The following is a 12,626-nucleotide window of genomic DNA, read 5'->3' on the forward strand; positions in this document are numbered from 1 at the left end:
CCCCCTCATTAAGTCGGTTCCTTCAACTATGCTTTACCGTTTAAAATTGCCTCCAAAATGGCCATCCGTACATAAACACCATTGGTCATCTGTTCAACAATTCTTGATTTTAAACTTTCCACTAAAGAATCGGCAATTTCTACATCCCGATTGACTGGCGCTGGATGCATAATAATCGCAGATTTTTTCATTTTTGCTTCCCGCTCAATGGTCAACCCATACTCACGATGATACGCTTCTTTAGAAAAACTTTCTTTGCCGTCGTGGCGTTCGTGCTGAACCCGTAACAACATAATCACGTCCATCTCAGGAATTAATTCATCCAATGGTTGATAATGACCGTAGACTTCAAAGGATTCATCATACCAGATTTCCGGTCCGGAAAAATAAACTTCAGTTCCTAAACGTTTTAACATTTGCATATTTGATTTTGCTACTCGGGAATGGGTAATATCCCCGACAATGGCTACTTTCAATCCGTTGAATCCGTCAAACTCTTGATAGATGGTCATTAGGTCTAACAAACATTGGCTAGGATGCTGGCCGCTGCCGTCACCGCCGTTGACAATCGAGCACTGAATGGTTTTACTTTGAATTAATTCATCATAATAATTTTCATCTCCATGACGGATAACCGCAATATCGATGCCCAACGCCGAAAGAGTTAAGACGGTGTCATACAAGGTCTCACCCTTTTGAACCGAACTAGTCGTGATGTCAAATTCAATCACTTCCAACCCTAACCGGCGCTCAGCGACATCAAAGCTCTTGTGGGTCCGGGTGCTGTTTTCAAAAAACAAATTCGCCGCAAAATACTGACGCCGCTGCGGCATCCACTGGACACCATTTTTAAACTCCTGCCCTCGGCGAATCAGCCCCATAACTTCCTGATCGCTCAAAGCCTCCACTGTTAACAAATGTTTCAAACTAACTTGTTCTGATGGAATGATCATGACAGTCCTCCTAGTTCGTTTTAATGTATTAAATTTCTTCAATCGTTATTCTTTCTCACTGGCAGCTTGCTCGGGTAAAACTAAGTTTAGGAAAATTCCTAAGACGGTTGCTAAAGCCATTGCTGATAATGTGAAGGTGCCGATTTCAAAGACTAAACCTCCAATTCCGATGACTAAGATTGTTGAGGCGATTAATAAATTGCGCTTTTGATCGAAATCAACTTTATTTTCGATTAATAATTTCAAGCCGCTAGAAGCAATTACTCCAAAGAGCACAAAACTGATGCCTGAAATAACGGGGTTGGGAATGCTTAAGATTAAGGCGCTCAACTTACCGACAAAACCAAGTCCGACTGCAAAGATAGCTGCGCCACCGATAACAAAAACGCTGTGGACACGAGTGATAGCAAGTACACCGATGTTTTCACCATAACTAGTAACTGGCGGACCGCCGACAACTCCGGCTACAATCTGTGCTAAGCCATCTCCCATAAGTGTGCGACTTAAACCCGGATCTTCAAAAAAATTACGCTTGGTTAATTTATTTAAGACCATCAGATGACCAATATGCTCTGTCATCGTCACAAAAGCAATTGGTGCCATGATAGTAATGGCATTTAAATAAAGTTTCGGCGTATATTGAACAAAGGGTACTTCAAAGGCCGGTAATTGGAACCATGGGGCATCGACTACCGATTGCCAGTCGACAATCCCCACCATCAAAGCAATTAGATAGCCGCAGATGATGCCAAGTAAAATGGGAATCAAACCGAGAAATCCTTTTAAAAACATATTGAAGATAATGGTCACGGCTAAGGTTGCCAGGGCGACAAAAACGAAACGAAAATCATACTCGCTACCATTATACATTGCATTATTGGCGGCATTACTTGCCAAGCCCAAGCCAATAACCATGATGACCGGTCCCACAACAATCGGTGGTAAAATTTTATCCAGCCAAGTGCTGCCGATTTTTTTAATGATAAATGAAACAATCAAGTATACTAAACCGGTTGTCAAGGCGCCTTGAGCAATCGCCGGATAGCCATCGCTTTGCATTAACAATTGCATCGCAGCGATAAAAGCAAAGCTGCTGCCTAGATAAGCTGGAATTTTTCCTTTAGTGACTGTCAAGTAAACGATTGTCCCCAAGCCTGAACTGACTAAGGCAATGCTGGGATTAATTCCGACTAAAATTGGGACCAAAACTGTGGCGCCAAACATGGTAAATAAATGCTGGATGCTCAAGCCAATCCAGTGTCCTAGCTTTGGCCGGTCGTGGATGTCTAACACCACATCATCATTGTGAAAATCTTCTGGTTGCGACATTTGCCAATTACTCCCCTATCTTCTCAATTAAAATCCGATCTTGACCATCTAATTCTTCCATCTCAACTACAATTTCTTCCTTCATGGAAGTCGGAATATTTTTGCCGACGTAATCCGCTCGAATCGGTAGCTCCCGATGCCCTCGGTCGACTAACACGGCCAAAGAAATTTTTCGTGGTCGTCCAAAATCCATCACTGCATCCATCGCTGCGCGAATCGTCCGGCCAGTAAACAGGACATCATCGACTAAAATGACTTCCTTGCCTTCAATCGGAAACGGAATATCCGAAGAATGCAATTCAGCTTCATCTGGTGATTTTTGATCATCCCGATACAATGTGATGTCCAATTCTCCCACTGGAACGTCAATTTGCTCTAATTGTTTTAAGCGCTCGGCAATCCGTTGGGCGATGTAAATTCCCCGGGTTTTAATTCCAACTAAAGCAATGTCTTGAATGCTGTGGTTGCGCTCGATGATTTCATAGGTAATCCGCGTTAAGGCCCGTTTCATTGTCACGTTATCCACGACTTCTTTTGCTTGCATTGTGATTCCTCCAATTAATTTTTTTCAAAAAAAAACTCCTACCCAAAACAGGCAGGAGGAAGTTACTTGGTTCAAGCAGTTTTAACTGCAACAAAGTAGGCAAGTTTTCTATTGGGCACACCCAATAAGCCACTTGCATTTCCTTCTTAGCCTCACGGGACTATTCTTAAAGGAGCTATTAAATTTTCTCTCTAGAAGACTATACCGTTATTAGCGGAAAAAATCAATGATTATTCCGTAACATTTCTAAAGTTTTTTCAAAAATTTCTGGCAGCGGCGCTTCAAAAACCATTTCTTGACCAGTTGTCGGATGGGTGAAGCCTAACAGCTTCGCATGCAAAAATTGTCCCTGACCCTTTAAAGTCTTTTTCGGTCCATAAAGCGGGTCGCCGGCAACAGGATAGCCGATATATTGCATGTGAACACGAATTTGATGAGTACGGCCAGTTTCTAGCTGCAATTCGATAAAAGTAAAATCTTTAAAGCGTTCTAAAACTGTAAAATGAGTCACAGCCGGTTTGCCGTCATCCACTACCGCCTGCATTTTGCGATTAACTTTTGAACGACCGATGGGTGCTTCAATCCGTCCTTTTTCATGGGGGATCTCTCCATGAACTAAAGCCACGTATTTCCGTAAAGAACTTTTATCCTTTAATTGTTTAGCGAGCGCTTCATGAGCATGGTCATTTTTCGCGACCATTAAAAGGCCAGACGTGTCTTTGTCAATGCGATGAACAATCCCTGGGCGCACCACATCATTAATTGTCGATAAATCTTTGACGTGATACAGTAAACCATTGACCAGTGTGCCCTGACTATGACCAGCTGAGGGATGGACAACCATTCCTTGAGGTTTATTGACCACGACAACATCCTCATCTTGATAAACAATATCTAAAGGTAAATTTTCTGGAATTAAATCCAGCTCTTCAGGTTCAGGCAAGGTAATGACAACTCGATCGGCAGCTTTAACCTTATAATTTGCTTTGACTGGTTGATCAGAGATAGCAACTAAGTCTTCTTTGAGCCAGCCTTGAATTTGCGAACGGGTATACTCAGGTAAACGCTCAGCTAAGACTTTATCTAGTCGACCTTTTTCTTGCTGAATAATCACTTCAATTTGTTCCATGCTGCTTGTCCTTTCTTTCATCTAAAAATAGATAAATTAAAATCAAGACGACGCCAATTGTTAATGCGGCGTCAGCAACATTAAAAATCCAAAAATCGACAAAATCCGTTTTAAACATATCCACCACATAGCCTAAGCGCACCCGATCGATGAAATTGCCGATCGCCCCCGCCAAAATTAAACCAATTCCAAAGCCTAATAGCTTGCTACCTTTTCGAAAACGCCACAAAGCATACAAACAGCCGACAACTGCCACGACGGTAATAATGTAAAAAATCCACATCTTTCCTTCTAAAATTCCCATGGCAGCACCAGTATTTTGAATATAGGTCAGTGAAAGTACATTAGGAATAAAGCTATGAACTTCTCCTAAAGCCGTGTTGGCAACAGTCCAAAGTTTCACCATTTGGTCAACAGCAATCACTGCCACTGCCAATAATAAATACACAATAAGCATTCCGTAAATCTCCTTCAATTATAGATAAGCGCTAATCTTCCTGCTGATAAATATCCCTTGGACGAATAATTCCCAAAAGATTTCCATCAGGATTGCCATCCTTCGTAATTAATACCGCCTCTAAAGAATTCAGCTCTTGAAACATTTTTTCAACAGCATAAACTTCTGTCGTTTGACTAACAAAGCGGTAGTTAGCTGATTTGCCGTCACTCATTAAAAAATCTTGAGCATGGCGATTTTTCAAGTCAATCGTATCTTCATCAGCTTCAGTCGCCAACCAATAGCCGATAGTCCGCAAGGTAATTAAGCCCTCGAATTTCCCTCTATTATACAAAGGAAACTGCGAATAACGCTTTTGCCGAATTGTTTTTAAAATATCCTTCATCGGCAAATCCATCTCAAAACCAGTGACATTCTTTTTAAAACGGGGCAAAACTTTTTCTGGCTCAGCTAACAGCTTTTCGATTTTGCTGATTCGATCAACCGCCCATTGATTCGGTTCGGCGATAATAAAATCATCCGAAATTTTTTCGTGAACAATCGCATTGCGCAGTTGCGCCATCTGTAAGAGATCATCTTCATAATCTTTCACTGGCAAGTCTTTGCGATGAGCGAGCCGCCGCACCATTTCGCTAAACCCCATGCTGCTGGGATTATTCAGCTCATCCTTCAGCCATTTTTCAACTCGATTGAAACTATTTAAAAATTCTTCAGCCCGTGTCACACGGTCTCCCCCTTCAACTAGTCATCAAAACCACTGACAACTTCAATTATGTAAGCCTGCTTGAACTGACGCATCACGAAAAATCCATAGGCCAATAGATACACTGGAATTATCAGCCAGTAGCGGAAAAATAGCGGAATTAAAAAGGCCGCCAAAAATAATCCAATATAAATAGTCACCAGCCGTGGATTCATAATAATTTTCAAATTCAATTCCCGTTGGTTGGCAGCTACTGTCAGCGGCTGACTCTTTAGCCAATAAAAACCGACCTCTAGTTGGCTAGTCTGATTCAAAATAAAATCTTTTTCTTGATTTTCATTAATCAGCAATTTCTTTTCCCCGTCAATTTTCAAGGTCAAAGGACTGCCGTAACCAAAAAAACCAGTCTTGCGTTTAATAAAACCTGCATAATCAGCGCCTCCTATTATCTCTGAACCTATTATAAAACACAAGAGGCAAGTTCGTCTTGCGCTTAACCTTTTTAAAGGAAAAAATCTAGCTTGACTGTATCTACTGATAGTCACAGAAAAACCCCTCTTGAAAAAAATCAAGAGGGGTTGGAAAATACGATTTTAAAACAAGCCAATTGCATTACCGTCTTTGTCGACGTCCATGTTTAAAGCAGCCGGTTTTTTCGGCAAGCCCGGCATTGTCATCACATCACCAGTTAAGGCAACAATAAAACCAGCACCGACTTTTGGTACCAATTCTCTAATGGTCACTGTGAAATCCATTGGCGCACCTAATGCCTGCGGATTGTCAGATAAAGAATACTGAGTCTTCGCCATACAGACCGGCAGACGATCCCAGCCATATTGACTAAAGGTGGCTAATTGATTTTTAGCTTTTGGTGAGAAATTCACGCCGTTTCCGCCATAGATTTTCTTAACAATCGTTTCAATTTTTTCTTCTAAACCAGAGGCACTCTTGTAAATTGTTTTAAAATTATGGTCGGAGTCGTCAATCACACGACTAACTAGCTCCGCTAATTTTTTACCGCCTTCTGGTCCTTTTTCCCAAACGCTAGCCACTTCCACGCTAACCCCTTGATTTTCAATCAATTCTTTTAAAGCTGCCAGCTCTTTATCGGTATCACTGATAAATTCATTGATTGCCACCACGACTGGTAGGCCATAGCTTTGCATATTTTCGATATGTTTTTTCAAATTAGCAAAGCCGGCAGTTAAGGCTGGCACATTTTCTGCACTTAAATCAGTTTTTGCCACACCACCGTGCATTTTTAACGCACGGATGGTTGCAACAATCACAACAGCATCAGGGGCTTTGCCTAAGTTTGGCACTTTGATATCTAAAAATTTCTCAGCCCCAAGGTCAGCGCCAAAGCCAGCCTCGGTAATCACATAGTCACCTAAGCCTAACGCTGTTCTCGTTGCTAAAATACTATTACAACCATGGGCAATATTAGCAAAAGGTCCGCCGTGAACTAAAGCCGGTGTGCCGAAAATAGTTTGGACTAGATTTGGTTTAATCGCATCTTTTAAAAGTAAGGCCAAGGCCCCTTCAATTTTCAAATCGCTGACAATAACCGGTTCTTTATCGTAAGTATAGCCAACGACAATATTGCCTAACCGTTGTTTCAAATTTTCCAAATCCGTTGCTAAACATAATATCGCCATAATTTCGCTGGCAACGGTAATATCGAAACCATCTTCACGGGGCACACCTTGGATGGGTCCTCCTAAACCGATAACGACATTTCTTAAAGCCCGGTCGTTTAAATCAACGACCCGCTTCCAAATAATTCTGCGGGGATCAATATTCAATTCATTGCCTTGTTGAATATGATTATCTAATAGCGCTGATAACGCATTATTGGTTGTCGTAATTGCGTGCATGTCACCAGTAAAATGTAGATTAATATCTTCCATCGGCAAAACTTGCGCGTAGCCGCCGCCGGTTGCGCCACCTTTAATGCCCATCACTGGACCAAGTGATGGTTCTCTTAGCGCAATCACAGTCTTTTTCCCAATTGCATTCATCGCATCGCCTAAGCCGACAGTTACCGTCGATTTGCCTTCGCCCGCTGGTGTAGGATTAATCGAGGTCACCAAAATTAATTTCCCTTGAGAATTTTTTGACACTTTTGCAATCGTTTCAAATTCCACTTTTGCCTTATATTTTCCATATAATTCTAAGTCATCCTCTGTTAAACCAACCTGTGCTGCAATTTCTTTAATCGGTTGTAAAGTTGTTTCCTGTGAAATTTCAATATCCGTTTTCATTTCCAGCCTCATTTCCGAACTATTTTTTATTGAGTTGATTCTTTTGTTAAGTTATTTCCTATTATAAACGTTTTTCAAAAGAAAATCACCTGAAAACAAGAGAAAAATCCCGTATTTGCCAGTAGCACCTTTGACCGTTATAATAGAGGCATACTTCTTTCATGAAAGGTTGTGGCGTTTGTGGAATCAGGGAATGTAAAATGGTTTGACGCAAAAAAAGGATATGGCTTTATCAGTTACAATGACTCAGAAGAAATTTTTGTTCATTTTACTGCAATTGAAGAAGAAGGATACAAATTCCTCGATGAAAATCAATTGGTTAGCTTTGAGATTCGTGAAGGCGCCCGGGGACCGCAAGCCGCACATGTGCGAAAGATTGTCGAATAGTCACAAAAAGTAAAAGGCTAACCCATTTTTTTGGGGCTAGCCTTTTTTAATTATCCAATTGTTGTAATGTGGCCAATTCCTTTAAGAAAAAGACTTGGCGCTTTTGGTTCATCAAATAAACCCGGGGCCGCTTTTCCCCTGTGACAATCATCATCAAATGACGGGAGTGATAATTAATTTTTTCAATATTAGCCACCGGAATTTTTTCCCGATAAATTGGTAGCCAAGTACGAATGTATAAAGTTTTTTCTTGAAAATACATTTGCCGGCGACTGCCGAGAAAAATCATCACTAGCCCAATAGCTAGCAAAAAAAGTCCCTTATAATTAAAGATACTGTCCTCAACGGCGAAAACCGCATATAATAAAATCAGACTAACTGCACAACCCCAATAAGCAAAAGCAAAATAAGGCTCAGGTTGCCAGTAATATCGCGAATGTTCCTGTTTGATAGCCCACAACTCCCCATCCATAGAGTACAATAAAACCATCATAACACAGATTGAAAAAGAAGTGAGGACCCAAATGTTAAAAGTCTATATCGATGCTGCCACAAAAGGTAATCCCGGACCCAGCGGCGGTGGTGCCATGATTACTGGCGCCGGTCAGTATCAACAGCTCAGCTTTCCACTAGGCACCATGAGCAATCACGAGGCCGAGTTTGCTGCCTTAATCAAAACTTTACAGCTATTAATAAAACAAGAGCTTAATCAAGAAACCATTTTTATTTTCACTGATAGTAAGGTGTTAGCACAAACGATTGAAAAAAATTATACTAGCAACGCCGCTTTCCAACCGTATCTCGCTGAATTTCAACAATTGGAAACTACTTTTCCTTTGCTGATAATCCAGTGGCTAGCTGAAAAAGAGAATAAAGGGGCTGATAATCTGGCCCGCCAAGGATTGCAAAAGCAGCTGAAGAAAAAAACGAATTAGCCGCTTCAAATAAAATAGCCGAGTAAGTCTTTGGATCATCAGACTTACTCGGCTATTTTTAGCGGATTAAATTAATTTCTGGATGATCTAAAGCCAACCAGACATCTTTTTCTGTGGTGAGCGGCACATCCCCGTGCATGGTATGTGCTAAGACATTATTCATGGTAGCAAAATTTACTGTTTGCTCTAGCTCCCAGCCTTCTAAATAGCCTTGCAAAATTCCAGCGGCGTAGGCATCCCCTGCCCCAATCCGATCCAAAACCTGCAATTCAAATAGTGGACTGCTAACTTGTTTATTCAGAGTATATAGAACGCCTTGAACGTACTGTTTACCGTCTTTAGAGATCTTTTTCGTACCGGCAAATAATTCAATTTGATACTCCCTCATAAAGTCCTGAATTAATTCTTCTTTGGTGCCTTTTTGCTCGATACCTAATAAATCAGTTAGATCACGACTGCTGCCAAAAACAATTTTACATTGGGGTAAAATTGTTTGATATTGCTGGCGCATCAACTGCAATTTATCCGGCTCAGTATTCAAGCTTGGCCGAAAATTGAAATCAAAACAGATTGGCTTCCCGCTAGCAGCAATTTTTTCGGCAAAACTTTGTGCTGCTGCTCGGGTCTGATCTGTCAGACTAAGAGAGATGCCACAGATGTGAAACAAATCAAAATTGCCAATCATTTCTGAAAATGGGTAAACTGCTGGTCCACTTTGCCCAAATGAGCTGCTGAGTCGGTTTTGATAGGTTACTTGAGTAGCTCTGGCACCATAACCCATCTCAGCAAAATAACTGCCTAAATGCTGATGATAAAATTGCAGATAATCATCATTTATTTTCAATTTTCGCAGATGAGCGGCGGCGGCCTGGCCTAAGCGATTATCCGGTAAAGTCGTCAGCAGACTCACTTCTTGGCCAAAATGAGCTAAGTTCGCTAAAATATTGACACCTGAACCAGTAAAATCCATTCGTAATTGATTGGTCTGCTCTAAAAGCAAATATTCCGGGGGACTTAAACGCAGCATGACTTCCCCAAAAGCAGCTACCCGCATACAGCACACTCCTCATTTATTAAAATTGTTTTACTGACAATTTAATTATTCTTGAAACTTAAATTTACTCCAAGGCTCAATAAAGGGCAAGAGAATTTTTTCCTGCTCGGCAATTTGCCCAACTTTATTTTTACGGGAATCTTTATGGGGCTCTAAAACTACCTGCAGTTCATTTTTATATTTGCCAAACTGATCATTTCCGATGACGATATCCCCTACTTGAAACTCAATTTCATTATCATGGGGCAGATTGGCTGCTTGGCTATACTTTTTGCGAACTTGGGTTGAACGAATCACTTGATCCGTGATATCACCACGGCGAAAATGCTGTTCAGCTAACACAATTTCTTTTTCAACAGGATTAACTGCTGACACAAATTCGACAGCAAACTCTGTTTGATAACGATTGACTGTTGCCATTTTTTGCAATTCTTCATCGCTGGCATAGGCATTGCCGATAATTACATCGTCAATCAGACCAGTAGCAAAGAAATGTTTTGTGGCAACTTCCACTGGCAAGTGGCGGTGCATTTCCAACGTTGGCAGGCCATCATTAATATCCCACGGGCCAATTTTCCCCGCTTGTGAGGTGATAAAGGCTGCCGTACGAATACCAGCTTGTTTAAAACGGCTACTACATTTTTCAAAAAATTCATAAGGTAAGGCTGTGCCGGCCTGCGGGTAAAAATTATGACAGCCGTATAAAAACGGTTTGTTGGCTTGATAAGTCAAAATATTATCCAGATAGGCAACATCGTTACTCATATTTAATTCAATTGCTAGACCAAAGGGATTATAAGTCAGCATTGCTTCTTTATTGCCATCAAAACCTAAATCTAAACGAATGCCATCAGCACCTAATTCGTGGAAAAAAGTCAGGTCGTCATAGGAAATACCTAGCTCTTCAAAGATATTAGGAGCGACATCCAAGATGGTTTCAAAATTTAGCTCCTTGGCAAAGTCTATCAACTCTTTAAATTTCTTTTGGACGGCTTCTTTGCCCTCCGTCACCTCTAGCATACTCATAAAAGTCCGTGAGAACCCGTATTGGTGGGCTTTTTGCAGATAATTTTTATCGTCCTCAAGCTTGCTGTGGTCAGGATAAACCGATACTCCTAAGGCTCGTTTCATGATTTGTCTCCTCTAATTATAAAATGTTGCTGATTTCAACCGATATTTTTGGCTAAGAATCGTCGCAGCAATGATTGTAACGACCAGCACTGGTGCTGCACCTAAATGCAGCTGAGTGGCAAGAAAGACGGCTCCCCCGATGGCAACAACCGACAATAGCATCAGCCAGCGAAGTTTGATCTGTTGAATTTTTTCAGGTGCAATTTTTTTCTCGACAATAACTTGAGTGCCAATAAAAACTACTACCGCAAGTATAAAATTAAAGGTTGTCATATTATCCCATCTTTCTTTATTAAAACTAGTGCTGTCGTCACGCTTATCACAAAGACTTACTTATTATTTTCCAGTTGTTTCGTCAGCAATTTCCATCGTTGTTCTTTGCGCATCTTCTTGCGCAATTTCAGCAGCTTCTTTTTCCAGCTGTTGTTTTTCAAAGACTTTAAAGAATGGATAGTAAATCGCAAAAGTGATAAAGAAGTTAACAAAGACTAAAATTGCCGCTGAGACACTCCAGTTGGTACTCATCCACGCTGCGATTGGTGCCGGCATCGCAAAACCTAATCGAGCGACCATCATCGGCACAATCCCCGTTATTGTGGCAAAATAAGCTACGGTTGTGGTAATTAACGGTGCGACGATAAATGGAATGGCTAAAATTGGATTCATCACGATTGGTGCACCGAAAATCATCGGCTCATTGATATTAAAAATGCCTGGTAAAAAGGACAAGCGTCCCAAGCTCTTCAAATATTTTGATTTAGAGAACATAAACATAAAGACAAGCACTAAAGTTGTTCCTGAACCGCCAATCCAAACGAACCATTGAATAAATTGTTCCGTGAAAATATTCGGCATGTTATGAGCGCTGACACCAGCAGCAAACGCATCCATATTTTCAGCAATCGACATATCCCAGAAAGGACGAATGACTGGACCTAAAATTGCTGGTCCGTGAATTCCCAGCACCCAGAAGAAACAAATTAGAAAGACAGTTAGCAATCCGCCAAACAAACTATTACCAGCTAAAACATCTTTTAACGGCATTAAGATACTACTCAAGAAACCATTTAAATCAAAGCCGATAACATGACGTAAGACCCAGAATAAAATTAAGATGACTGCTCCAGGAATCAAAGCGATAAAGGAATTGGAAACTTCCGGTGGCACGCCTTCTGGCATTTTGATTGTGATATTTTTTTGAATGAATATTCGATAAATTTCTACAGAAACAATGGCAGTCACAATGGCACCAAATAAAGACGAAGAACTTAAGTTAGCAATATTAATATAACGACCTGCATCAATCACACCTTCGACACCATCGACTAAACGAATTGGCGGTGCGGCGGTAACGAGAAAAGCCATCAAAGATAAAATTCCGGCGGTCAATGAATCCACCTTGTAACTTTTTGCGAGCGCTGAGCCAATACCAAAGGTTGCATATAAAGCTAAAATCCCGACTGTGTAACGAAAAGGAATATCCAATAAATCCCGATACGGTTCAATTGCTTGTGCCAAAGAATCAACTGGCATGTTTAACAAAATGGTGAAAAACGAGCCGACAATTGTTAAAGGCATCGTCGCAATAATCCCTTTTCTAATTGCAACCATGTGACGCTGCATTCCGATTTTGTTAGCAAAAGGCATAATCTTCTGCTCTAACACATTAACAAACTTATCCATCATACTTCCCCTTTTCAAAATAATAACATTATAATGTTTGCGCATTAATAATAACAA

At 40.8% G+C, this 12,626-nt stretch carries 15 protein-coding genes; 2 read left to right on the plus strand and 13 right to left on the minus strand.

From position 1 onward, the window contains the following. Nucleotides 1–26: 26 nt before the first annotated feature. The 8 genes from ORH16_RS07325 to ORH16_RS07360 all read right to left on the minus strand — a co-directional run bounded on the left by ORH16_RS07325 (nt 27) and on the right by ORH16_RS07360 (nt 7,379). Nucleotides 27–953 carry an aspartate carbamoyltransferase catalytic subunit gene (locus ORH16_RS07325; protein WP_265457570.1) on the minus strand — a complete coding sequence of 309 codons (927 nt, stop codon included), beginning with the start codon at nt 951–953 and terminating at the stop codon, nt 27–29. Nucleotides 954–998: 45 nt separating this feature from the next. Next, nucleotides 999–2,282, minus strand: coding sequence for a solute carrier family 23 protein (locus tag ORH16_RS07330; RefSeq protein ID WP_265457572.1), 1,284 nt, complete (start codon nt 2,280–2,282; stop codon nt 999–1,001). Nucleotides 2,283–2,289: 7 nt separating this feature from the next. Beyond that, a complete protein-coding gene (gene pyrR, locus ORH16_RS07335) occupies nt 2,290–2,826 on the minus strand; it encodes a bifunctional pyr operon transcriptional regulator/uracil phosphoribosyltransferase PyrR (RefSeq protein ID WP_265457574.1) in 537 nt (178 codons plus the stop codon). A 223-nt stretch (nt 2,827–3,049) separates the two neighbouring features. Then, nucleotides 3,050–3,955, minus strand: a complete 906-nt coding sequence (locus tag ORH16_RS07340; RefSeq protein ID WP_265457576.1) for an RluA family pseudouridine synthase — start codon at nt 3,953–3,955, stop codon at nt 3,050–3,052. Further along, complete coding sequence (gene lspA, locus ORH16_RS07345) at nt 3,942–4,412, minus strand: signal peptidase II (RefSeq protein ID WP_322597292.1); 471 nt, start codon at nt 4,410–4,412, stop codon at nt 3,942–3,944. The genes ORH16_RS07340 and lspA overlap by 14 nt, the downstream gene beginning before the upstream one ends. 31 nt (nt 4,413–4,443) lie before the next feature. Then, nucleotides 4,444–5,136 carry a CBS domain-containing protein gene (locus tag ORH16_RS07350; RefSeq protein ID WP_265457578.1) on the minus strand — a complete coding sequence of 231 codons (693 nt, stop codon included), beginning with the start codon at nt 5,134–5,136 and terminating at the stop codon, nt 4,444–4,446. A gap of 17 nt (nt 5,137–5,153) precedes the next feature. Next, nucleotides 5,154–5,588, minus strand: coding sequence for a hypothetical protein (locus ORH16_RS07355; RefSeq protein ID WP_265457580.1), 435 nt, complete (start codon nt 5,586–5,588; stop codon nt 5,154–5,156). A gap of 120 nt (nt 5,589–5,708) precedes the next feature. Further along, complete coding sequence (locus ORH16_RS07360; protein WP_265457582.1) at nt 5,709–7,379, minus strand: formate--tetrahydrofolate ligase; 1,671 nt, start codon at nt 7,377–7,379, stop codon at nt 5,709–5,711. Nucleotides 7,380–7,559: 180 nt separating this feature from the next. Here ORH16_RS07360 and ORH16_RS07365 point away from each other — a divergent pair, with 180 nt between their 5' ends. Beyond that, nucleotides 7,560–7,766: a cold-shock protein gene (locus tag ORH16_RS07365; protein WP_265457583.1), complete on the plus strand. Its 207-nt coding sequence runs from the start codon at nt 7,560–7,562 to the stop codon at nt 7,764–7,766. Between the two features lie 46 nt (nt 7,767–7,812). On the opposite strand, the gene ORH16_RS07370 is transcribed toward ORH16_RS07365, so the two are convergent. After that, nucleotides 7,813–8,226 carry an EbsA family protein gene (locus ORH16_RS07370; RefSeq protein WP_265457585.1) on the minus strand — a complete coding sequence of 138 codons (414 nt, stop codon included), beginning with the start codon at nt 8,224–8,226 and terminating at the stop codon, nt 7,813–7,815. A 64-nt stretch (nt 8,227–8,290) separates the two neighbouring features. Between ORH16_RS07370 and ORH16_RS07375 the strand changes: the two genes are divergently transcribed. Then, on the plus strand, nt 8,291–8,701 hold the full coding sequence (locus ORH16_RS07375) for a ribonuclease HI family protein (protein WP_265457587.1): 411 nt from the start codon (nt 8,291–8,293) through the stop codon (nt 8,699–8,701). Between the two features lie 58 nt (nt 8,702–8,759). On the opposite strand, the gene ORH16_RS07380 is transcribed toward ORH16_RS07375, so the two are convergent. The 4 genes from ORH16_RS07380 to ORH16_RS07395 all read right to left on the minus strand — a co-directional run bounded on the left by ORH16_RS07380 (nt 8,760) and on the right by ORH16_RS07395 (nt 12,569). Further along, nucleotides 8,760–9,755 (minus strand): sugar kinase, encoded by a 996-nt coding sequence (locus ORH16_RS07380; protein ID WP_265457589.1) that lies wholly within the window; start codon nt 9,753–9,755, stop codon nt 8,760–8,762. Between the two features lie 45 nt (nt 9,756–9,800). Next, nucleotides 9,801–10,886, minus strand: a complete 1,086-nt coding sequence (locus ORH16_RS07385; RefSeq protein ID WP_265457590.1) for a DUF871 domain-containing protein — start codon at nt 10,884–10,886, stop codon at nt 9,801–9,803. A gap of 12 nt (nt 10,887–10,898) precedes the next feature. Beyond that, nucleotides 10,899–11,159 (minus strand): hypothetical protein, encoded by a 261-nt coding sequence (locus ORH16_RS07390; RefSeq protein WP_265457592.1) that lies wholly within the window; start codon nt 11,157–11,159, stop codon nt 10,899–10,901. Nucleotides 11,160–11,222: 63 nt separating this feature from the next. Continuing rightward, a complete protein-coding gene (locus ORH16_RS07395) occupies nt 11,223–12,569 on the minus strand; it encodes a PTS sugar transporter subunit IIC (protein ID WP_265457594.1) in 1,347 nt (448 codons plus the stop codon). Nucleotides 12,570–12,626: the final 57 nt, after the last annotated feature.

The sequence above is a fragment of the Enterococcus sp. HY326 genome (assembly GCF_026157065.1).
In the GTDB taxonomy this organism is placed as follows: domain Bacteria; phylum Bacillota; class Bacilli; order Lactobacillales; family Enterococcaceae; genus HY326.